The 23,761-nt window shown below is 39.5% G+C and carries 12 protein-coding genes; 4 read left to right on the forward strand and 8 right to left on the reverse strand.

The window, feature by feature from the left end; translation table 11 throughout:
* Positions 1-16: 16 nt before the first annotated feature.
* The 4 genes from ABEG20_RS14050 to ABEG20_RS14065 are packed head-to-tail and all read right to left on the reverse strand — an operon-like array spanning position 17 to position 6,091.
* Positions 17-943, reverse strand: coding sequence for a hypothetical protein (locus ABEG20_RS14050; protein ID WP_406823953.1), 927 nt, complete (start codon positions 941-943; stop codon positions 17-19).
* Positions 940-4,083 carry a hypothetical protein gene (locus tag ABEG20_RS14055; RefSeq protein ID WP_406823954.1) on the reverse strand — a complete coding sequence of 1,048 codons (3,144 nt, stop codon included), beginning with the start codon at positions 4,081-4,083 and terminating at the stop codon, positions 940-942. The genes ABEG20_RS14050 and ABEG20_RS14055 overlap by 4 nt, the downstream gene beginning before the upstream one ends.
* Positions 4,080-4,757, reverse strand: a complete 678-nt coding sequence (locus ABEG20_RS14060) for a condensin complex protein MksE (RefSeq protein ID WP_406823955.1) — start codon at positions 4,755-4,757, stop codon at positions 4,080-4,082. Before ABEG20_RS14060 ends, ABEG20_RS14055 begins: the two co-directional genes overlap by 4 nt.
* Positions 4,730-6,091: a hypothetical protein gene (locus ABEG20_RS14065; protein ID WP_406823956.1), complete on the reverse strand. Its 1,362-nt coding sequence runs from the start codon at positions 6,089-6,091 to the stop codon at positions 4,730-4,732. The genes ABEG20_RS14060 and ABEG20_RS14065 overlap by 28 nt, the downstream gene beginning before the upstream one ends.
* Positions 6,092-6,725: 634 nt before the next feature.
* Between ABEG20_RS14065 and ABEG20_RS14070 the strand changes: the two genes are divergently transcribed.
* Together ABEG20_RS14070 and ABEG20_RS14075 are read left to right on the forward strand one after the other, a co-directional pair.
* Positions 6,726-7,007, forward strand: coding sequence for a DUF3892 domain-containing protein (locus tag ABEG20_RS14070; RefSeq protein WP_406823957.1), 282 nt, complete (start codon positions 6,726-6,728; stop codon positions 7,005-7,007).
* Between the two features lie 216 nt (positions 7,008-7,223).
* On the forward strand, positions 7,224-8,291 hold the full coding sequence (locus tag ABEG20_RS14075; RefSeq protein WP_406823958.1) for an HNH endonuclease domain-containing protein: 1,068 nt from the start codon (positions 7,224-7,226) through the stop codon (positions 8,289-8,291).
* A 217-nt stretch (positions 8,292-8,508) separates the two neighbouring features.
* Here ABEG20_RS14075 and ABEG20_RS14080 read toward each other — a convergent pair whose 3' ends face one another.
* From ABEG20_RS14080 to ABEG20_RS14095, 4 genes are all read right to left on the reverse strand, one after another.
* The gene (locus ABEG20_RS14080; RefSeq protein WP_406823959.1) at positions 8,509-12,027 is read right to left on the reverse strand and encodes a P-loop NTPase fold protein; all 3,519 of its coding nucleotides are present in this window, start codon (positions 12,025-12,027) and stop codon (positions 8,509-8,511) included.
* A gap of 57 nt (positions 12,028-12,084) precedes the next feature.
* The gene (locus ABEG20_RS14085; protein WP_406823960.1) at positions 12,085-16,065 is read right to left on the reverse strand and encodes a sacsin N-terminal ATP-binding-like domain-containing protein; all 3,981 of its coding nucleotides are present in this window, start codon (positions 16,063-16,065) and stop codon (positions 12,085-12,087) included.
* A gap of 168 nt (positions 16,066-16,233) precedes the next feature.
* Positions 16,234-17,973 carry a hypothetical protein gene (locus tag ABEG20_RS14090; protein ID WP_406823961.1) on the reverse strand — a complete coding sequence of 580 codons (1,740 nt, stop codon included), beginning with the start codon at positions 17,971-17,973 and terminating at the stop codon, positions 16,234-16,236.
* Complete coding sequence (locus ABEG20_RS14095; RefSeq protein WP_406823962.1) at positions 17,970-18,752, reverse strand: hypothetical protein; 783 nt, start codon at positions 18,750-18,752, stop codon at positions 17,970-17,972. The genes ABEG20_RS14090 and ABEG20_RS14095 overlap by 4 nt, the downstream gene beginning before the upstream one ends.
* Positions 18,753-19,118: 366 nt before the next feature.
* Here ABEG20_RS14095 and ABEG20_RS14100 point away from each other — a divergent pair, with 366 nt between their 5' ends.
* Together ABEG20_RS14100 and ABEG20_RS14105 are read left to right on the forward strand one after the other, a co-directional pair.
* Positions 19,119-19,433 (forward strand): hypothetical protein, encoded by a 315-nt coding sequence (locus tag ABEG20_RS14100; protein WP_406823963.1) that lies wholly within the window; start codon positions 19,119-19,121, stop codon positions 19,431-19,433.
* 696 nt (positions 19,434-20,129) lie between these two features.
* Complete coding sequence (locus ABEG20_RS14105) at positions 20,130-23,519, forward strand: gliding motility-associated C-terminal domain-containing protein (protein WP_406823964.1); 3,390 nt, start codon at positions 20,130-20,132, stop codon at positions 23,517-23,519.
* Positions 23,520-23,761: the final 242 nt, after the last annotated feature.

The raw sequence follows: 23,761 nt of genomic DNA on the forward strand, positions 1-23,761 counted from the left end.
AAAAATATCACGTGGTCTATAACAGGTTCATCAAATTTTCTTTCATCATTTCAATAATATCGTTCGACTCTTCGATAATCCAACAATCCTCTTCAATTAGCTCCTTGATAAGTCGATGTTCTTTTTCTGTAAACATACTGTTATCCACCAGCCGTGAACCTTTCCATTTGCTTTTATGCTCCGTTTTAACGACACTTTTGTGCGCGCCATTTGGATAAAGCAAACCGATGCCCGGAATTTTCTCCTTTACCAGGGGATATATTATATAAAGACCATCGTAATCCCAATCGCAAGAGTAGTATATTGGCAATCCCCTCGTGGATGAGAAATCAAGTTTTGGCACATTTTTACCTCCTGCATACCATAATTCTATATGATGATTTCTTGGTCTATCGGGCTTGGTTAAAAAATCGAGGTTTTCACAAAGTACAATTGCCTTTGGAGCGTAACATTCCAATTTATAGATATACTGTTGGTCTTTTTCATAAGAGAAATGTTCAACTTTAAGTATTTTCTTTAGCGCGTCAATTAGACTGCCCTTATGTTTCAGGTATTTTTCGTTTTTAAAGAACATGAGTGATACGCCCTTGACAGATTCATCTGAGGCTATGATCTGTTTACGCAATTCGTCCAGATCCCCTTTGACCATCTTTTGATGGATATCCATTAGAATATTGATATCTGTTTCCTCTAGTCTAGTGTGCGGAGTGAGTATCTCCAGTTGCATTAAAAATTCGCTATATTTTAGATAATGATTCAAATAATCTCTCTGGTAAAGGGCATTAAAATCAGAGGTTGCCCTTATTTCCTTTCGATCACGTTCCAGAACACCAAGAGAATTTACCAGGTATCCTACTTCGCCACTTTGTGCCAGCGTTTCTGTCATCTTAACTTTTCCATTTTCGTAGAGCTGATTTAATGCCCGTAATTCTACCCAGTTCATTGCGCTAATTTTTCTATGTATAGATTTAGATCCTCGTTAAACTCATTGGTCTTGAAATATGAGGCAGATGGTGCATAGTTGATATCCCCATTTCCCTTTCCCTTAATAAGGTGATGGGCATACCATTCCTCAGCGAATCCAATATTGAACGTATGAGGAGCCATAGTGATGATCTGATACTTGAACTCTTCTGCAATAGCCGGAAAGGTATTGAAGTTAACCTCATCCAAACTACCAAGCTCTTCCAGGATAATAAACCTAAGCCCCTTTCTTTCTTCACGCTGGACGGCAGAGAGCCTGGCTACCCCAAGTAACGCAATCGCAGAATAAGTTTCTCCCGTACTTCCCGGCACCTCTACTCCATATTGGTCATCCAAACGCGCAGCCAATTCGAAATAGGTTCTCGGGTCTAACAGCTTTTCTATCGGCATCTTTTCTTTCATTCGGGCAATACTCTTAAAAAAGTCTTCGATGAACTCTGTTATTGGTTTTCCAAATTGCAATTCTCCTGTAGTAGCCACCTCTCTAACCTTATAGGCCATATCTTCTACATAACTGATACTTACCTGTGTGTTTTCTTTGAACTCAAGCTTGAAGAAGAATTTGCCACTGATCTTTCGATTCACAAAAAAAGTATTGATTCGCTGGGTCTGCAGTTTGTATTTCTGGAATCTCTCAGCTGTCTTACCAAAGATCTTGATCATACTGTCCCTGATTCCATCAGCTATCTTGGTACGCTCTTGATTGGCTTCCTGAAGCACCACAGTAATATCGTCCTTTGATTTGATTTTGTCTAGCAGCGCCCTTTCTAATACAGCAAATGAAAATGTTTTTTTATCGATTTCCATCTTGACATGTTGGTTCTTATTCTCGCTGGTCTCAGCGAAAAAGTGTACGATAGCCTGATAAGCATTTCGATATAGCTCAAACGCCTGCTCAGCATTTTCGACTGCAGTATTGGCGGGAATCGGATGCTCACCAAAGTCATCGATATTTTCTGAGAACTCTTTATAGTATTCATTGATCATGTCTTCAAACTCTTTCTGTTCAATCAGGATTTGAGCAGTAATTGCGGCGATTTCTTTTTTTGTTCTAATGATCGACAACATCAATCCTTTAAGTTCTTCACTGATCGCCCCCTTTTTTTCTGCACATCTCCTTACCCTCTTTTCCCATCTAGACCGATCGATTTGCAACAATTTCTTAAGCGCTGAGGCCTCACTGATATCAATCTTAAATTCGGAGCGGATATTAAGCAACTCCTCGTCGATTATTTTTTTCTCTGTTTTTAACTGACTTATTTTTTCTCCTGTTTTCAGGATTAATGAGACAGATGACTTCAACCGCTCGATCCTGCTACTTTCGCTAAGTTGATGGTCAAATTGAATTTGGAACTGCCTAATATCGTATTCTTTTCCGTCCTGAACATCATCCAAAACTGAAAGATCACTGTTGATCTGACTCAACTCTACTTTTAGGTTTTCAATGATCAAAGTGATCGATTCATCAAGACTTTGCCCATCTTCTAATAAATCTGCCTGGGGGTTATGGGCAATAAATTCATGCAAGGCACCTAGTTTAACCCAGATTCCTTTTTTAGAACTTTTAAACTCGAAATTTGTGAAAAGCTCTTTTGGATCCAGATATCTTGGATGCTCTGGATTATCGAGATCCTCCCGCTGTGGTGTAATAGCAAAATACAAGACAGCTTGTAAGGCCTGTTTGCTTAAAGTAGGTTTACTTTTGATAAACCAGCTCATAATACCGTCGCTAATGCCGCTTTCCAGCAATTCAAGGAGACTACTTTTCCTAGTCTTTTGCTCAGTCAGTTTGAGCCTCATTTCCATGATTTTTTCGTTTTGCTCCTTTCTCGATTGTTCCACTTTTTCTAAGGTGTTGTATTTATCAAGATAGTGCTTGGCAAAGCCGATTGCATTTTTAAAATCCTGAACCTTTCTTATACCAAGGTCGATCGTACCTGTTTCAATTGCCCAACTTTCATCAATTTCAGGAACAGCAACTGCCTCGAGATCCGCGATCTGCTCTTCCAATTCCGCAGAACGGCTATATAGGTTCTCATAATCGCCAAATGCCAATAGGTGTTCGTCGGCCTTTTTATAATTTCTATCGATCCGCTCTTGGAAAGCAGGCAATCTTTGCATAATGCTCTTAACTGTTTCCTCTCTTTTGATGTGAACCTTCTGTTCAGCCAATCCCTGTTTTTCTAATTGCCTATGTGATCTTAACCTGTGATGAGCCTCACACACCTGAGCTTTGCGTGCGATCTTGAATAATTTATCGTATTCTTCACTGAGATCAGACAATTTAATTAACCTTGACTGTTTCTCCCCGAGCTGGCATATCATGCTGTTTAGGGAGTCGTAGTCCCTGATGATCTTTTCGAGCTCAATTTGTTCTTTATTGTAGTTAGTTAATATATCCTCATCGGAATCTTCAAAAAGAAAATCCTTTAAGTTCTTGGATGCCTGACTTCCACTAAGGTTGAGCGACTTCGCCTTTGAAAAGGATTGGATTACCTTTGCAAAGGCCTTTAGACTTTTTTCTTGCGTAAGATTGAGCGGCGTAATGTGTTTCTCGTAGAGAAAACGGTAATATTCTTGAATATCATCCTTGCTTCGATAGAAATTCAACCTTAGGTTCATCTCTTCATGAAAATATTTGGACAGCTCCTGGAGATCTGGTAATGCACCCTGATTGACAAAATCTTTGGCCAATAGCATCTCCGATTGGCCAAAGGCCAAGTGTTCGATAGCTTGATTGGTATCCGCAGTCTTGGTAACCAGAAATGGGGTAATTCTTTTATTTTTTTGGTTTTGGATTTGGATGCCCATAAGAATAAATTTCCCCTGATCAACCTCTACATTTAAAAAGCAGTAGGCGAATTTCATTTTATATGGGAGTGTGTTGATGTGCCTTTCTTCTTTTTTGAGCCCATCTGTACCGAATCTGATCAGGTCCTTATCGAATATAAACATCATCTGTAATATATCTGCAATAATGGATTTTCCAACACCGTTAGAACCGACAAAATCTGTTCTTTTATGATGGAAGAGATAATCATGAATATAGTGTTTAATTACCCCAACCGTAGAGAGGGAATATATGCTGGGATAATTCATGACTGCTCTCCCCGGCTTTTTATTATTTTTGAGAAAGTATCGAAATCTTCAAGCTCTGCGGCGTACAATTTCGCGAGCCGGTGTATAGCCGGATGGATTTCGAACAGAAGTTCTTCATGTTGCGACGAGTGTTTTGAAACCCAGCCTAATTTATCAAAGCTTGTGATGGCTGACTTGAATTTGCTCTCGGCACTGGCCCATTCTTTCTCATCAAAATCTCCTCTTATATCTCCAAATAAGATTCGTTTGTATGCTTCTTGCTGATCGCTCTCCATAATCTGATTTTTAATCTCTGCCCAGCTAACCATCTTCCTCTCCTCAAAATAACGAAGATAGTACATATCAAGAAGCATCAGCCCGATGATGGTCTGCGTTTCACTAAGTTCTCTATATCTACTTTGATCACTCAATCCGCCTTTTCCATTCTCAAAGAAATCAAGATAATAGTAAGTACGCCCATCGAAATTATCTGTGATAAGATTTATCCTATACAGCCTTTCATAAAAGTGCTTCCACTCGCCCTCGAACTTCTGGATCGCAGAAAATATCAAGTATTCCGACTGATCAATATGTTTGCCCTGTAAAAGGGTAATATTTAGATTGGCAAAAACTTTTTCGACCTCTTCTTCCAATAAAAAGGAATAATCTATGTTTTTGAAACTTTGGTCTTCCATAGTGAGAAATTGTGGTTTGAGAGTGTTATTAATTTTTGGCTGATTTCAACCTCTATATCTGTGTCGGAGGAGGCGAAGGAGATTACATTTGCAGCAACCTGGTAGGCAAGAGAAATATCGCCTTCTGCAAGGGTAACAGTTTCCATAAGTTCACTGATCTCGATATTTATCCCGTCTTTGATATTGCGTTTAACTTTTTCTGACCAATCGTATATGATCTGCTGGCGCCTAATCTCCTTTTCGATCCTTTCCCGTTCCAATTTTTCGTACGCATTATCTTCGTGTTGCGGAATCAATCTATTTTCGACCTTAAGACCAAATTCATAGTGCTTAGGATAAAGTATTCTTGTTTTCTCGTGCACAAGTTTTTTTAACGGAAAATTTTCATTTAAACCGATCTGGTCTCCGGCGAAATGTGCACTATCCAACGCCAGGTGGAAAAATTTTTTAAGCATCAGCCGAAGATGCGCTCTTGCAGAAAACTGCTCCTGAAGTTCGGTGAGTTTGTTACTGGCATTTTTGATCTGGCGCCTAATCAGGTCGATTTTCTGATCAATGCTATTGAAGAATACTGTAATATCCAAGTAAATCTCTCTCGCTTGTTCCCAATTTGCCCTTCTTTGCAACTTTTCAGCCTCGTCTAATATGTTACCATCAACTGCAGAAGCATAGAAATCATCCACAATAAACTGCAGATCTCTGAGGAATTTATCCTTTGACAATATAGCATTGGTAATATCTAATGCGCGATCCCCAAATTTACCGAAGATCACCGTAAAATTCCTGACCATACTTGCTGCATCTCTAAGCTCTTCGTTTCGTAAGATTTCATTTAACTGTTCATAAGCGATTTTAAGTTCATCTTCCAATGCTTCTAAGTGATCGGTGACTACACTCTTTGGTCCTTGGATGAATATCCGTCCAAATTTCCTTTCTAACTCAAATATGTTATTAATCTCGCCGATCCTTATACTAAAGGAATCCTCAAAACTTTTGCGAAGTGGGTGCTCCCTGTATGGATTATTGAGTTTATTAAACATAAGCTCAATGACATTCTTTGCGTAATCTGTAAGATAGTACTTCCACGGTTCATCGGGATGGTTACGGATATAATAATGAAACAAGGGGCCCTTAATTTTGCTCCATTGCCTAACCGAACCTTCGCCATAGTCATATGCAATCTTTTGCAGAATATCCGTAATCTCTTTTGCTGTAAAATATTGTCCGATTTCCTCGTCCCTGATTTTTTTATAAAGCGATAAAATAAGGTATCCTCCATCAAACTTTGATGGCAATAACAAATCGTATTTATGAAATATGGACTCCCCTTTCATACATCTCTTGAATTTAACTTTCGAAGGGTTTATAAGTAACATCTATTTTATGGTCTACTGTCCCGGCAGAAAAGCCATGCCCGTACCCAAGCATAAAACATATGAGGAGATATGAAATTGAATGAGGCATAATTTAGTGTTAAACAAGCAATTTAGTAATTAAAACTGAGTTTTAAGACAACTCGCAAGCAACATTTATAACAATCTTATTATTGTCCTTTGCGCTCTCATATTTCAATGATCTTCGGTATGGTAACATTTTGTGTACCGAAACCAGCTGGCCACATAATCGTTATAAGTATCTACCACAACGGTATTGTCGCTCCATATCTGCCCTTTAAGGTCCTCCTGATACTATTTTGCCTATTCCCTAACCCACCCTTGCATTTGCCGATAGGACAAAGCTGTTTAATATTTCCAATTTAGACTCCGGCGGCCTGTCCAGTTATCATGTGGACAAAGTTATATCAGCCACCTCACCTGTGCATACGGGAAACCGTAAAGAACCAGTTGCCCAATCCGTTAACTTGGCCTTGGTAACTGTTAATGGAGGAAAACAGGTTCAATTCAGATATCTGGATCAAAAGAAGAATCCGTGGACCCGCACAGAGCGGAGAACAATAGAAAATAAATTATGGCTACTAGTGTTCAGATTTCATGCATTAATAAAGACGATCGTTATAATGCATATGAACGGATTACGCATGTGGGTGGCATTCATAGTAATCAGCGGTGGAAACTTACCTTGGACGATGCTATCAAGAGTATCGAAAACGGAACTTATTCGTTTTATACTTCGGTAAACGGCCATGTCAGGAAAGTGGTTGTAGCAACACGTTCGGGTAAAAAATACCTTAAAACGGAAGCTGACAGTGACACGCCCGACAACCTACTTAGCTTACCGGAATGCCCTTAACTTAAACGACTGCCCTGCAAATGGGCAGTCAATTATCTTTGGATATTATCCTTTGAAAATAGGAATGTTAAAATGTTTTGATAAATTTAACCTAAATGACTTTTGAATCAGTGCTCTTTTTAGGAAAGATCATAGGAATTTGCCAATCATAGCCAGAAGTAGACGAGAATCGATCTGGCAATAAATATGCGCCCAGCTAAATCAAAAACGATACAAATGACTTTGCCCCTTCCCCAATGCCCCGGACTTCCCATCGCCCTACTGGCAGCGAGTTTTAACAACACTTCAGCAACCTATAAGTATTACTGGCTGCTGTCCATCTTATCAGAACTGGAAGGAGGAAACACAGTAATACCAAAGCACCGTCTTTTTGCAGGCATGGTATCACGCGCCTGGTATACCGTTAATTATTTCCATGTTTCTTTTGGCAAACAGGATCAGTTACAGCGGGCCATTAACCAGATACGTGAACTGGAGGGCATCACCATTGATGAAAAAGAGGATATTGCTAAACATAAGATCATTAAAAGCCTAAATCCCGCTACCGCTAAAACGCTCCGTTATTTTGATAGCGAAGTGCCACACCGATACTTAAGCCCATGGTTTCCGCAATTAAGAGGTAACCGTACTGAAATATACTGCCGTTCTGCAGATTTTGAAAACGATTGCCCCTATGCCCTTGATGAGCAAAACCTCACCATAAACCCGCGGTGGCATGGTTACCTGGTTGAGCATGCCGGTATTTTAAAGGCATTTTGTTACTGGCACCTGAGCCTTTACCTGCAAAAACATAACCCCAACGTTCCTGATATCCCGAATAAACTGATTAAACCCGCGCGCAGGAACAGCCTGTTAAACCAGCGCAAATTCTGGAACAGGGTTTTAGACCATACCGGCCCGCTGGAATGTATATATACACAAAAAAAACTTACCCATGGCAGCTTCGCCGTTGAACACTTTATCCCTTACGCTTTTGTATCGCATGATCTGATCTGGAACCTGATCCCGGCCGATCCATCATTCAACAGCCGGAAGAACGACAAACTACCCAGGATGGAAGATTATTTTGACGGGTATTACCTGCTGCAAAAAACAGCTATCGAAGTGATGGCGGAAAACTACCCCAACGAACCCATAATGGAAGATTACCTAAGCCTGTCACCAAATTCCAATGCGCAGCTATTACCTGAAGCGGATTTAAGAGATAGGTTTTTACAAAATATACAGCCCTTGCTTACCATTGCGAATAATAATGGGTTTGAATATTTAAGAAAAATAGATTAACTACACAGCTAGTTTCCGCAGTTTGACTTGTGTAAGGCATTGCTTCTAATACCTTATCATATTACGCCCCCATCTTCTAATTTGAAGATGTTCCAGTTCCGTTCCGGCTAGTGCACGTTAAAAGAGTTTCAGTAGGGCCATTCATAGATTAAAAAAATTAATTAAAGAGCATATCCATATGAAAAACAAAAGATTTAGGGCGCGCCAAAATTCACTTTTAAAGCTTGATTTCCCTAAATGAAAAACGGGAAACTTCCGGTATCCACTTGAGCAGTAATGCTGAGGTATCCCGAAACCATAAATCGTCAATGATCCTTCTTATTTTGACAGGGAATCCCATGATTTCCTGTGCAATTTCCTCGTTTAAAATCTGATCCAGGCCTTGCGCGATATTGCGTCCTTGCAATGCCTCCTTATAAAGATTGGCCAGTAGATTTGGTGCTTCATTAGGGCATCCAACAATAATTGCGAGGAGTAACATTGGACACTGAAAGTCCCCAGGGTTTCCTGATACACCCTCAAATTCTGTCAACTCATTTTTGGAGATACCGACCTTCATCAAGCGGTAAATATTCACGAAGCGCTTGGCAGCCCTTGGCGTAGAAATAAATTCAAATAGTTTTCCTGCAAATTCCGATTCCCAGTCCTTGATTTCCAAGGCAGCCTCTTCAATGTGAAAGTTTTTGGTCACTTCCCGCGAACGCTTTTCCTTTTCTTCTGCTGCTATAGATTCATAATTAGAATGTGAAGTTGTAATCTCAGCTTGGGTAGTATCTTGTTTTTGGTTTTCAGACTTAGCATCTATTGATGCTTCTCGATATTCTATTGCTGTAGCTATATGATTAATCCCTGGATCATTTTCTTTTTCGCTAAAATCTTTATTTTCTTGCTGCTGTAAGGTGGGGGTACTTTCCTGCATTCTAATGCCTTTCTTTAAAGGTGGGGTAAACAAACCTTTGAGGAGATTAGGGAAGCTATTGACTGATAAGGGTTTCAGATTATATGGGATCTGAAAAATTTTTTCGATAAAATTCAAAGGACTTATCTTTTCGCCATTATTTTCATGGAGCTGCTCTAACGTAACTGATAGCGATTTAGTCATCCAGGCGGTGTCCACGCCTACTACGACAACAAAAAGTTCATAGGCCAATAGCAGATTCACGGCCTGAAGGACTTCAAATACTTTTGCAGGTGGGCAACGGTCTAAATCATCGATATAAAGGATGATCCTCTCGACTTTTTTGCCCTTGATCAGATGCTGAGAGTTCTGGATCTTATCAATCAGGTATTGAAAATCTTTTCTGATTCTGGTGACTATGCCCAGATGCTCCAGATAATCAGAAGAGATCGCTCTGTCTGCAATAAATGATGATAGGCTTATTTTGGTGATGAACTCCGCTTTGCTTTTTTTGCTAGCTTCTGCTTTCAGTTGTAATGCTCCTGCCATTTTCTCATTGGTATCTTTTTGATCTTTCAATTGAGTAATTTCTTGCGACAGTTCAGTTTCCTGTACTGTAGGCGTTTCCCTTTTGCTTTTAATTACAGCATCGATATTGGTCTTCATTTCTTCTATTACCGAAAGACTACTATTAATATGCTTAAGTGCTGTTTTGATCAAAAGTACCAAACCACCTATGGCGCCAGCTGACCAAACAAAGAAACCAACTACTGATGTCCAAATGTTTGGATGATACTCCCTGATGATAAAGCATGCTACCGGGATGATAACCAAAATCATAGCGAAGATGAATCCTTTTAACAACCAGTGATCTTTGCTGAAAAACCAGGAAGCCACATTTAGAATTCTTCCCTTTGTTGTTTCAGCTTCTTTTAATGCGTTTTCCAGATCTGTTACCGAAGAGTTAAGCTCGGTGAGGCCCAAATCATCTACAATTTTTTTAGCTGCCTGTTTTTGCTCGACGGTAAGTATTTTTTCGTAATCATCTCTGGAGAGTTCGGAGAAAGCAATATTTCTTTTTTCCCGCTCCTGAGATAGTTTACCAAGCTGTTCCGTTTTTTCATCGATCTTCTTTTTTTCATCTTCAATGAGTTTTTCATATTTGCGCTGCTCGGCTTCATTGTCTGCAACTTCCAAGGTGAGTTGTTTGAGTTTTTGTTCTTGCGTTTCTGCGGGATTAAGAAAGTAAGAAAGCGATTCAAAGATATGATGAACCAAGCTGGCCCATAGGTTTGAATCAGAATAGTTCCACGCATTAAAAGTGATCTGTACAATATTGGTATGAAATGCAGTTTTTTTGTTTTTTTTCTGCTCAAGGATTAAGGTTTTGCACCTGGACTGGAGTGATTCCATAAAAAACGATTTACCTGTTCCCCATCCTCCAAATAACCCGATGGCTAGTGGCGGAGATACCTGCCTAGAAAGCATAAGTGCAGAAAGGGTTGAAACATCTTTATCGATTCCAAGATAATCTAGAGCTACATCTGATCGATCAGAGGTGTATCCGGAGCCGATATAAGCGTTTTCTTCTTCATTACGATTTTCAAAACATCCTTTGATCAGATCTACAAAATCCCGGGCCTCTTCGTCTTGTGGTAATTTATTTTTGGCATCTTCTATATATTCATCAGGATAGAGCGTTAACAGTCTAATTACTGAGTTCAGGTCAATATCGGGTGAAACTAAATATGATTGATAAAAGAGCCCTAGGAGATCGGTCACCGAGAATAAATCCAGTACATGATCACTATATTCATCTAACTCTAAGTTAGCTAAAGCCCTTAAAACATCCGGAATTAATTTCACTTGATGAAAAAGCTTGAGCATCGCGGGAAATAGGTATGGGATAGCATAAATCTCTAAAATATCCAAGACACCTTTAATCTGTTCCTGGTCTTCTCCACGAAGAATTAAGTCAAATTCATTTATCAATTCTTCATCCGGTCCAAGGATCGCTTTTGCTAAATACCTTACATCACCCGATTTTCGCCTTAAAGCTGCTTCGGCAGCTTGATTAAGATAAGGGACATTACTGTGATAAAGCTCGGCTAAAATCCAGACCGCTACATTGTGGCTATGGGCAACATTATACGATAAATGATTAATAATTAACTCCTTTGCCTTATAGGAGTGGGGATCTGATGCAATTAGGAGGCTAAAGAGTCCACACCAGATGACATGTCTGCCCAGCCGAGTTTCATCTGACTCTGGCAGTTCATCAGATTCAAGGTCTTTTAACCTCAGTATCACATTACTAGACAAAATCCGTTTTTCATTACTGCCAAGTTTACTGACACTGGCCAATGAAATATCTTGCTCTTTATCACTGGCCCGTAAAAACTTTTCAATGAATTTATCAAAAGACTCTATAGAAACATTTTTTACTCGTGGTCCTAAACGTTCAAATAGCTTTAGATAGTCCTTTCTTTTGGGAATGGACATCTCCACATACCGCTTTTCCAGAAATAGGCCACTAGCCTCCAGGTCATCTCCGTCAGGAAAATCACCGATCTTAATGGGAATGACATTAGATTCTGTTTTGATTGCTTCTTCTGTTAATGCAAGGTGGTTTGGTCCCCAGCCAAAACTTCCCAGAAAAACCAGTACTGATTTTGTGTTTTCTAGCACATAGTGCTCTCTACCCGTAAAATGCTCACCAATCTCTACATCAGTTCTCCAAAAAAAGGTTTTATACCCCCGAAGTTTTATTGCTTCAACAATCTCGTTAACGCGGATCTCGTTTTCATTATATATGCAAAGTATATCGTATGTTTCCATAGATGAAGGTATTGGTGTTGTTTTTTTATCCTGCTTTTTGTTGTGTATATTAGGTGCTTATCTCGGCGCGTTAGTTTTAGCTTCTAGGAACTTCAATTGCCCTGCAAGAAATTGTGCATAGGGGTTTTGTATGATTACTGAAGATAATTTTCCTTCTATCAGGTGCTTGACAATAATCAGAAAATATCGTTCTCCCAACGCGCGCATGCTATCGAATTCGGGGCCGGTAATGGTAATAAAAGCTGAGTGATTGACCATGCCTTTGACTTCGATTGCTATATCCAGATCTTCATGATAAAAATCATGACCTGCTCCCATACTACCATCGGGCAAGTTAAAGTCTTCAAGCCTATGCACGTTGTACCATTTAAAACTGAGTGCCTGCTTCAGGTCTATTCCTATTCTCTCCAGCGTTTCCTGGTTACCTGTTTGCAGTCTTTGATAAATATAGTATTCAGCCATAAAACCTACTTCTTTCTTCATCTTCTCACCTAGTTCTATTCTCGCTGGTCTCATGCCCTGGTTTAAAACTGGATAAGTTCCAAATTCCTTGGTTTCTGGGCGACTAATGAAGGCATACGACTGTTCAAGCTCTGTGAAAGGAATGTCCAAGTGACCGTTTAAATAATGAAGATGATCCTGTAAGGATGATTCTCCATAACTTTCTATTACGCTGATCTCTTCAAGTACAATGGTTGTTTTTGGTTTGGCTTCTGGCCTGATTGTTCGGATTGGTTGGGGCACAGTCCTCTCTACCGAAACTTTCTCGCTAACATAATAGTCTTTTTTCAAGATTGCTGCGATCTCATCAATTCTGAGGCTATCGAGTTCCTGGGCTTCAGCATAGGCCATCTTTGATTTTCGCTGACCGGCCGAAAGGAGGTATTCAAATATAATGTTTAGCCTTTTCAGGTCTTCATTCACGAAAAGCTCAAAATATCCTTGCAAGGCTACTGAAAGCAGGACTTTATCTGCCATGGCCTTTTGATCAATATGGAGTAGTATTTTATCTTTTGTTCCGGTGAGATAATAGTCTTGTTGAACTAAAACATGGCTACCTTCAACAGTATAGGCAACAGTGAGGCTGTTGTGAGCATAAACATCCATCTCTTTAAACTCTAGGATTATGTCATCGCTAAAATTCGCCGGAAGATCGTTTTCCACATAAGCTAGTACAAAGTCCAGTGGACTAACTAAAGAAGTCAATTTAAATGGGGTGCTGCTCGTGCTGATCTCTCCCTGGATCAATTTGCTCAAGGGCCGTCCGATCCTGTTTGCGAACTTTCCCCATTCATTTTTATCACGTTTTGTAAAGCTATAAGGGCTGGCAAGGCCTGAAAGGATATCTGTGCCAGCAAACCTGTCCAGCGTGTTTTTATCATCGATGTGCAGGCAATCTGCACCTTTAGTCCAGCTGTATTCTCTAGATAATATTCCTCTTGAGAGAAAAAGCTGCTCTTTAAAAGAAATTACGTCTGCATCATAATTGCGACTGTTTAAGAAATTATAAAGAAAGCTGAGTATACGGTTAAAAAATTTTTCGAAGTTGCTTATCTCAGCTATTTTATCAAGGTCAGCATACCGGGTTGAGATATAGGAGAGTATCGATTCAAAGTTTCCCCTTGTGAAAACCCCAATATGCTTGATGCTAAAATCGGTGATGAATTTCTCATACAGGTGGTAGTCTACTTCCCAGACCGGTATAAATGTGGAAATGACTTGGCTAGCGGTCTTTCTGTTTTCTTCGGGGGAAATGCCTAGTATTTCTGTGGGCGCGTGCCACGCTCCTTGCCCTCCATTTTTGGTTCTTATCCAAGCTGAGTCTAGCAAAGTTTTGTAAAGAGAAGATTCTAGCAGCTTTGAGTTTACATGCCTCCCGGTGACATCCATTCTTAGTGAAAAACGGGAGGTCACGAAGCGTTCATAGATCGTCCAATTCTCGATGATAAGTTTAGAAAACCGCTCGTCGATTGCTTTTGGCATATGGAGTATTCGATCAAATTCGATTTCTTCATTTTCTGAATTGAGGTTTTTCTCAATGATATATGCCGCTGGAATATTCCATATTCCAATACTGTATAAAAATTCACTCCAGTCTTCATCACTCTGGTTGAGGAGCGATAAATCTATGACATCAATTTGCCCATAAAGATCCTCTAGCTGAAAACCCTCCATGTAAACAGGAGAAAATATGGGCTGTACCCATTTTTTTTTATCGCTTTGGGCATCTCTTACCGGTAACCAGCAGGCCTGATAGATCTGATCACAATCATCAGTAGATAATTTGAGTTGCTTTAGAAAACTGAGAATGGCCAGGATTTTCTCCTGGTCTGAAGTGATTTCTGCATTTGTTTTTTTGAGTAGGCGGATAGCAGCTGTAATGAGGGCTGGTTCGTTATATTCCCTGATGCCTAGAAGGTCTTTAGATTCTTTTCTCCAGCTAAAGGAAAGGTTATCATGTATAAAGGAAAACTCGCTTTCTAACACTGCCGGAACCACAAAGTCATTCTTGCGCTGCATGTAAACTTCGGAAGTATTCCCTGAAACCAGGATGTTGTTTTGGCTTAGGAGAATATGTTTGTCCCTTAGATATAGTTTTTTGCTATATACCAGATTATAAAGATCTTGAAAAAACGATGGATCATTGCTAAACTGACTGCATTTCTCATCAATATGGCTTTTGAGAAAGTGATCAGGCAGCGAGCTAACCCCACACTCCTCTTTCAAGAAAACTGCGGTTTCGGTGTCAACCAGTAATAGCGCCATATCTCCAAGCCTACCGTCCCGGAATACTTTATATTCCTCCTTGTTTACCAAATAAACCTGACCTGGCTTTAGATATTTTTCGGTATCGTTGTGATAAATAAAATCAGTCTCTGCCCATCGCTTTTTCAGCTGGTTATAGAAAACATCGACGTTATGATCAGGCTTTCTGGAGTAGCTTAATATTTCAAGTTCCTTTTTAGGAAAATCCCTTTTTATGAGTTCTACAAATTCGGTGCAGTAAAACTCGGCAATTCTGATAAATATAGCATCGTTCAAAAGCCCTTTAGCTAATTTCTTGCGGTCAAAGGAAACCGAGAATAAGCTGTGAATTGCAAACTTGAATCCGGAATTAAAATCCATTCCATAATAAAGGTGCAATTTGGATAAGCGGTCGGGAATGAAGTTCTGATCATCATCTACTGGTAATAAAAATTCACATACAACTTCGTTACTATCTTTGAACTGTTCCTTTTCATTCTTTTTAAAAGTTTCGATCAATTCTTCATCAAAGGTGAAGCTGTGTTTGTAGGATCTGAAATAACGATCCTCTTTTTCTGCCTCGGCTACCATTATCAACGGAGCGTTATCATCGATAGTGATCTGGCCTGAAGGCAGATCAAGTTCCTTAATCGCACTCAAGAAGATGAGATCCAGGGCCGTTGGATCATCTGAACCATCAAGCCCGTTTATGCCGATAAATTCTGGTTTTAATGGAAAGCGAAAGACAACTGTAAAGCCTTGCGCTGATAGCTCGGGGTCAAGGTCTGTTATAGTCGATTTACTAAACATGGGAAACTGGAACATCGGCAGTTCCTGTCCTTCCTTCCCCATGAGACTAGCGGCCTGCTGGGTGGAAAAATAAAAAGTTCCAACTTCGGTAATGATCTCTGGGGTATCGGTAATTTCCAGCATTGCTGAAAACCCAACGCCTTTATGCCCCACGAATTCTCTTGATTCTTTCGTACTAATTGCGGGGTAACAGATGCTGTAAACACCTTCTTCGCTGAATGCTAGGCCGTTGTTGGCAAAATAGAGTACGTCGTCCCTAATCCAGGATTTAACTTTTCCTCGTTTGACATTACCTGCAACGATGGCGTCTCTGGAATTCTGTAAGAGCTCCAAAAAGTACCTGGCTTGGTAAGAATTTGAAAAGTGTCCCTGAACGTTTACATCAGAGCGAAGTGCGTAATCGTTTTTGTTGGAATTTTCTGAAAAAATTTTATCCGTAATGGACTTTAAGGTGTCTGCTGTTAGGGCTGAAGAAATCGACATAAATTGAGCTGCGTTAATTGTGTAACTTTCTTAAGGCAATAATACCAAAAAACTACAAATCCTTATTGAATCAGCCATTCAAAATGTGATAAAATGGGTATTTCGCTAAAAGTGTACACCAGTTCCAGGCATACAATTTACGTGTTTTGGTCATTCCAAACTTTTCTTTTAGTGTTCAATAACGTGCGACAGCTCCCTTTCGTAGATCAGAAAATCTTCTGCGAGAGTGAATTTGGCTTTTTTGTTCAATAGATTCAAGATACCCCACTCCTGTTGATGTGCAACCCTAAAGTCCTGAATCTTTTTCAAAGTCTGCTTGGGAAGTTTTGGGAAATACCTAGGAAAATTGAAAGCGAAATTCTGAGAATCAAGAATAAGTTTATATTGTTCATTTACCATTATAGGCAAGTTATTAAACCCACCCTCAATTTGATCGAGCCTCTCTAGGATGATTTTATTTTGGCTCTGAAATAATTTGAAGTCACGATCTTTAAGGAGATTCGACATTCTTTGATCAAAAATTCTAACAGACTGCTGGAAGTCGAATTCCAATTTACCGATCATCTTTACTAGATTGATTTTTTTGCTCAATTCCCGATAAACAAAATTACTAGCCATATCTGAAATTGAATCAAGCCTGTCTTGAGAATTAACCATATCAAGTAGGGTTATAAAATAAGCAAAATCACCGATGTGATTGAATTTTTCATGGCCTGCTTTGATGATTTTTGACAATTTGCTTAATGGGGCATCGAAATCCATAAAAACACTCAACAAATACTTGATATCTAGCAGTAGGTGAAAACATTTTATCTTCGGATTTTCAACTTTACCGGAATGTGAAAAGCTATTTCTTAAGTCTGCTAGCGTAAATTCATAATAGTCAAAGGTATAGTGCGCAAATTCATAATATTGCCTTACACTATTAACTTTTTCAGTTAATGAACCTTTCGTCTTTTTTTTTGCAATCATTTCCAGCATCTCAGAGAATATTCCCTCGACCTGAGGAAGTGCAAGTGCATAGAGGGAATACCATTTACCCTCTTCAAATAGGAATTCCATTTCCTTAAAAATTTCCCAGCGTTTGCCGATAACCGGAAGCTCAGCTAGGTCATTCAAAAGCGAAGGAAAAAATAGCTTGGGTCTAATCCTTTTTTCAAAACCATCATTTATTGCTTTTGTATACCTACCTAATTTATAAGCATCTTGCTCCATGTATCCGAATTTATTGAGCAGCGGATTAATGAGCCGATAATCCAACTTTTCCATATTCAAATGATAATTGAAATCAAATACATATGGTTGCTCTAAATAAGGAAAATCATCATGCTCCTCAAACTGCCTGCTTAGCTCTTCTAATCCTTCGCCCCAATCTCTTTTATATCCTGGAGCAGATTTTTCTAGTGCGCGAACGAGAATTCCGTTCAAGAGATACTCGACGATCTCCTCCTTTTTATCAACAGTTCGTCGATAAAATGTAAGCAATTTTCTTTCCAGGTTATTTCTAGGAGTCGTCGGTTTAGATCTGTACTCCATAATAAATGGCTGTTGATAATAATGCTCCAACAAGCTCTGAATTTGCTGTAAATGTCCTTTTGCTTTCGATTCAAGATTATTTTTCACCTCTAACAATCTTTCTCCTTTATCAAGAAACACCCTAACAAAAGCTAATACCGGATCTGAAACATTTTTGAGAAAGCCAGTTGCAGCCAGCACCTTTTGCGCATATTTCTCTACGGAAGTTTTATTATATTCTAATTTTTTGAAATTAAATGTCGATAAGGATCGAAATGTGAGCTCATAATTGGAATACATAAAAATATCTTCAATTGATATGGCCTCGCGAATCAATCTTGCAACTTCATTGGTTTTAATTTTCCCGTTTTGAAATTCACTGAACTTAATCATTGTCTACCCTCTCTGATGTAATCTATGAAATGTCTTCCAAAAACCGTAATTCCCATATCATGAAATGGTATATGACTGATGCTGCCTAATCCCAGATCAGTCATGAGCGCTCGGCTGGCAAGTATTTGTTTCAAGTAAAGAAAATCGTCTATCGAGAGTCCGTAAAATTCAGCTGTACGATATTTCCCAATTACTTCTAATTCCGTTTCTATTTCATTTTTAGTTTTGTTCAGAGATTCCATCTTCTCTACAATTGTAATATAGTTGTTGGCGTAACCAAGTTCCTTTGTCTTACGTTCACTTTCTAGTTCATCAGCTGCCCGGGCGATCTCCGAACTATTTCGGTTTAATTGTTCTTCTATTTTCTGAAATTCTACATCAAAAAGGTAATGATGTCGAAGAATCTGAATGCTATGATCGTTGAGTACATTCACAAGTTCTAAAAATGTATCGGAATGATCCATTACAGGGTTTGCCGATTCAAGATATCCGATGATGATTTCCTTGAATCTTTTATGTTTCTCTTTGGATCCCGTATGTACTACTTTAAGAATGACAGATTCAAATAAATCGCTAAATTCCACTATATTAAGTTCATTGTAATCAACAGCTGTCTGCCCGTCGAAATACTGTTTAAGTAACTCGGTGAAATCATTAATCCGTTGTTGTTTTACCCTTCCTCTAAAATCGTAAAAAAGTTCATTTAAGGGTTGTCCAGCAAAAGGAATTGATGCAAACACTGCTTTTATAATTGATTCAGTTACCTGTCTATTATCCATATTATCAGTGGAAAAGTTGCGTATCTTCATTTATCGTCTAAAGGAATTCTCCAATCTTTTCTATCTTTTATTTAAAGTTAAACTTTCTTAACACAACTCTAAATGCTCCCGATAAATAATAAAGAATTTAATGCTATATCCATTGAGATTTCCGATCGACAATATTGATCCTTACATGAATACATTTGCTATGATCAAGTTTGGTGGAAGTTCGCAAAGTTACATCCAGCAACTAAAGTAGCTTCGCTGGCATGATGTAAATATCAAAGAAGACGGCACAATCGTATAAATAAACTTAGAAAAGAGTAAGCATATGCTAAGTTATAGTGCTGCTTGTAAGTCAAATAGAGAATAAATGAAAAGGAGATGAGGGTTTATCCCCAGAATATCTGGAACCTGATCCCGGCCGATCCATCATTCAACAGCCGGAAGAATGACAAATTACCCAGGATGGACGATTATTTTGACGGATATTACCTGCTGCAAAAAACAGCTATAGAAGTGATGACGGAGAACTATCCAAATGAACCCATGATGGAAGATTACCTGAGCCTGTTACCAAATTCCAATGCGCACCTATTTCCTGAAAAAGACTTGAAGAAAAGGTTTTCAGAGAATATACAGCCTTTGCTTACCATTGCGAGTAATAATGGGTTTGAATACATGAGGAGGGTTTTGTAGCTGTAGCGTGGATAAATGCAAGTCTATTTTCTCTGATAGAGGATTAACCTGATCCGATAAGTTACGGCCTTAAATATCATATTCAGATCAGCATGTACCGCATCAGCTACGCAAAGCGTATGCTGGTTGAGAGAGTCAAAGTATTTCAGAACCAGATATCCTATATAACCTACAAACACTAAGCTTTAACTACCTTTGTTCACCTTCGCAATACGCTTCTTATTCTTAAAATATATAATAAGGTTTACACCACTAAGTAAACACACAAAAACTACTGACAATTCGAGCAGCTCACATTTTTTGAATGATTCTTTCCATTCCACTACTTTGGGGCCCCACTTGCGGAAATATTCCTCTTTGTTGATCGAGTGGCTTTTCAGTTCAGTCCAAAGTTGAAGTCTATAAACATCAATTTCGCTATTCTTTTTATAATAATGGTAGTAAAAGCCACATAGCGGCAAGCACAAGGCTATTAAACATAGCTGTATTTTAAGATGTCCTGCTTTTGTCATCTTAGATGGTTGATTTTTGCAAAGGTAACAATTGTGGTTTATCTCCCCGTCATCAACCATCCTTGCTCCATTGCCTGGCCGGTTCCTCTGCATAACCCACAAAAAAGGGCCTTTAACACATTTCTTCTGGTAAAAAAGGTTAAATTCTGCTACATTTGCTTTATTAACAAACTGCGCCCTCACCATGTTCCGATTACTGTTCTTGTTGTTATTCTTATCAACCTTTGGTGTGGTCCATGCGGAGATATTTACGGTGAGCAGTCAACTCGACGGCGGGCCGGGCACGTTTAGAGAAGCTTTAGAAAAAGCGGGTGCCAATGGAAGTGCTGAAACTGACTATATACATTTTGCGGCTACAGCCAGGCTCGTTAGTTTGAAATCGCCACTAATACTTTCTTCTCATCTTGTTATTGACGGGACTACCCTGCCGGGTGCGGCGTTTGGTTTATCTGATGCCAAAGTAACGATCGAAACCGTGATTCCCTATACCGATTATACGGAACGAACGGCGCTGAAAGGGACTGCTATTAACCATCTTGAAATTTATGGTTTAAGTTTTTCAAATTTTTCGGCTGCAGGCCGTGGCGCTAGCCCGATCTATATTGCACAAGGTACCAATATTACCATTGGAGCTGTTGGAAAGGGTAATATTTTCTTAACCTGCGATTATGATGTTTACTTGTTTAAATGTAAAACCATTAAAGTTTCGGCCAATTGGTTTGGTATTGCAGCAGATAAAAAAACAGCGGCTGGCCCTGCCTTTGGTGGTACACTTAATTTTAGGTTATGTGATGATATAATGGTTGGAGGCGATACGAAGGAGGAAGGAAACCTCTGGGGTTTTAGAGATTATGGGGTGATGATATCGGGTATTAACCCGACTACACAAGCTGTAGAGGCTACCGGCGAGAAGTGTATTGTTAAAAACAACAGTTTTGGGGTAGAGAGTGTAGGTGTAGGTATTGGTGCCCGCGGATATATTCAGGATTTTAGAAATGTAGCACTCATCAATAATACCTTTTTGGGGAGTGGTGGTTTCGATTTCAAAAATATCTACCATTCTGGAAAGATACAGGGAAACCGGATGGGGATACGAAGTGATGGAAGCAAATCGTATGTTTACAGTACAATAGGCTTGGAAAACTGCTCCAATATGATTATTGGCGGGAAAAATCCTGGTGAAGAAAATGTAATGGCCAACCGGGTAAGCTTTGGCCCGGGAACACCTGGCGTAAGTGCTAGTAACTGCGGCGACATATTATTGCAACGAAATGCGATTTATTGTATTTCATCCATGCCCATTACCTATAAATCAGAAAAATCGAAAGTTGAAATACCGGTTATTAAAATTGATGAATACGATAATGGTACTTTAAAGGGAACCGCTACGCCTGATGCAGAGATTGAAGTGTTTTCGGATGGAGAATGTTACCAGTGTGATGCAAAGAAATATTTAGGGAGTACTTTTGCTGATGCGCAGGGAAACTGGAAGATGACCATTCCACCCAATGTAGGCTTTACGGCATCGGCTACGTTAAATAACCGTACCTCAGAGTTTTTAGGGATGAGTTTACAAATGGGCAACTACATTATTAAACAGCCTACCTGTGGGCAGGCAAATGGTTCAATTACCGGAATTGTGGTACAGGGTGCTACAGCCATTGAATGGCGGAACGCAGAAAAAAAGTTAGTGGGTACCAATGCCGATTTAAAAGGCCTGCTGCCTGGAACCTATTCTTTTACTGCATTTTTGGGTACGGCCTGTAAAACACAAACTTCTACCTGGGAGCTAAAAGATATTACGCCACAGTTGTATACCGATTTGATGAAAATACAACCTGCTACCTGTAGCCTGGAAAACGGTGGAATTAGCAATGTTTTTTTATCAAATCTGGAAACCGCAAAAACGAAGTCTGTTAGCTGGTTAAATGATGCAGATGAGGTTAAGGGAACTGCGCTTGCTTTACAAAATGTAAAAGGGGGTAATTACAGGCTGAAAGTGGTTACCACCGATGATTGTACAGTTGTTTTTGGCCCCTTTAATATCCCTGCGGAAGGCGCTCCGGTTGCAGACCTTAGAAAAATGCTGACTGAACATGCAGATTGTGATCGCAAAAATGGCAGCATAACAGGTTTAATTGCTTCGGGAAAAGGAGCCATAACCTTTATATGGAGAAATGAAAAGCAGGATATTGTGGGTGCTGAGGCAGATTTACATGGAGTACCTGCTGGTAAATATACCGTTGAAGTTAAAGATCAGGGTACTTGCGGATCACTTTTTTATTCCTTTATCATCGAGGAAAAAAATGGAATAACGGTTGATGATTCGGCATACGATTTAAGAAATGCAGGATGTACAACCAATGATGGCTGGATAAAAAACCTGAAGATTAGTTCTTCTGATCGGTTAACCTACAGGTGGACAAATGATGCTGGATTGGATGTTGGCCATCAGCTAGACGTTGTAAACCTTCCGCCAGGTAAGTATAAATTAACCGTTGCAAATACTTACTGTATCAAAACGCTGGAGTATAACATCATCAGGCAAAGTGCAAAGATTTTTCCGGAACTGACTTACAAGATTACAGATGCCGCATGTGGTGAAGATTCTGGTATGATCACGGTTCAAACTTCGGGTATTGATGCAGGAACAAAACTGCGGTGGACGGATGCAACAGGCGCTACCATTGGCCGTACAAATACGATAATGGGATTGAAAACCGGTAAATACAGTTTGTTTTTAACGGATGAAAAAGAGTGTGAACAACATTATAAAGACTACACAGTTTTGCGTATTGAACCCTTGGTGATGGATTTAGCTGAGGTAAATAACCAGGCCGACCATTGCGCCATGGGCCTTGGAGCGATTAGTAATATTATGATTAAGGGCGGGGTTGCACCTTACCAGTACGAGTGGCTGAACGACCGAGAAGAGGTTGTGGGCAGGCTGCCAATATTAGCAAATGTACCATACGGATTTTATAAACTCAGGGTAACTGATAACAGCGGTAGCAGCTGTAATTTTGTAGAAAAAGGATTTGTAATAAACAATATTGGAGAGGAGATTGAAGCACCAGCAGTAGCTGATGTTAAGCTGTGTAGCGAGGGCGAGGGAACTATCAGGGTGTTAAACCCTGTTGCAGGCAACTATAAACTTTATCAGTTTGAAACTGGCGGCCAGGCATTGATGGAAAACAATACGGGTTTATTTACATTGGAAATGGTAAAATCTAAATCGTATTTCCTGAGTTTGGCTAATGGAAATTGTGAAAGCAAACGTACTGCAGTGCCGGTTACTTTTGCCGAGAAAGCGGTAGATGTTCCTTCATCGTTTTCACCAAATGGTGATGGGGCAAATGATACCTGGATAATTAAGAATATTGAACAGTATCCTCAAGCCATAATAAAGGTTTTTAACCGTTTAGGCAATATGGTATTTAATAGCGGGGGTTATGGAATCCCATTTGATGGGCAAAGTAATGGTAAAATCCTTCCTGTGGGGGTATATTACTATACTATTCAGCTGGCTACAAACTGTAAAAGTATTTCTGGTAGTTTGATGTTGATGAGGTAGGCCCTACGAGTAATTCGATTGTTGTGAACTCTTCAAAAGGCTTGCTGTCAACAGCGAGCTCCAGATTGAGCTAGATATACTGCTTAAATTTTTTTGAAAATTGCCCGGCAACGGTCGTTTTACCTACCTGTCTGGCAGCTCATATCAACTAATGGCTTACGATTTGATTAGGTAAGCCATTTTTCTAATTCTGTAGATATTATCTTATTTCGTCACAGAATTAGGGTAAATATTCCTTGTAA

This window comes from Pedobacter sp. KACC 23697, assembly GCF_045348445.1.
Lineage (GTDB): Bacteria > Bacteroidota > Bacteroidia > Sphingobacteriales > Sphingobacteriaceae > Pedobacter.